At 67.6% G+C, this 817-nt stretch carries 1 pseudogene; it reads right to left on the bottom strand.

Going from position 1 to position 817, the window contains the following annotated elements:
* Positions 1-817: pseudogene (locus KUM32_RS40215) on the bottom strand (vitamin B12-dependent ribonucleotide reductase); the annotation flags it as partial.

Below are 817 nucleotides of genomic sequence, written 5' to 3'. Positions count from 1 at the left end.
ACTTCAGGCCGACCGAGACGGCGATGGAGAAGGCGTCCATCATTCCAGCGAGGGTCGAGCCCTGCTTGGACATCTTGAGGAAGACCTCGCCCAGCCCGTCGTCCGGGTAGGAGTTGGCGGTCATGTAGCCCTCGGCGCCGCCGACCGTGAAGGAGGTCGTGATGCCGGGACGCCCCTTGGGAAGGCGGTTGCGCACCGGGCGGTACTCGACGACCTTCTCCGGCTCCGGCTCGGCCTTGGCCTTCTCTTCCTTCTTCTTCGCCGACAGCGGCTGGCCGACCTTGCAGTTGTCGCGGTAGATCGCCAGCGCCTTCAGGCCGAGCTTCCAGCCCTCGAAGTACACCTCCTCGACCTCTTCGACCGTGGCCGACTCGGGCAGGTTCACGGTCTTGGAGATCGCGCCGGACAGGAACGGCTGGGCCGCCGCCATCATCCGGACGTGCCCCATGGCCGAGATGGCCCGCTCGCCCATCGCGCAGTCGAAGACCTCGTAGTGCTCGTGGCGCAGCCCCGGGGCGTCGATGACGTTCCCGTGCTCGGCGATGTAGCTCACGATCGCCTCGACCTGCTCCGGCTGGTAGCCGAGCCGCTTCAGCGCCTTGGGGACCGTGTTGTTCACGATCTGCATGGAGCCGCCGCCGACCAGCTTCTTGAACTTGACCAGCGCCAGGTCGGGCTCGACACCGGTGGTGTCGCAGTCCATCATCAGGCCGATGGTGCCGGTCGGGGCGAGCACCGACGCCTGGGCGTTGCGGAAACCGTTCTTGTCGCCGAGCCGGAGGACGTCCTGCCACGCCTCCGTCGCCGCGGCCCACAC

The sequence above is a fragment of the Streptomyces sp. AC627_RSS907 genome (genome assembly GCF_019049165.1).
This window is presented reverse-complemented; position numbering and strand designations above follow the sequence as displayed.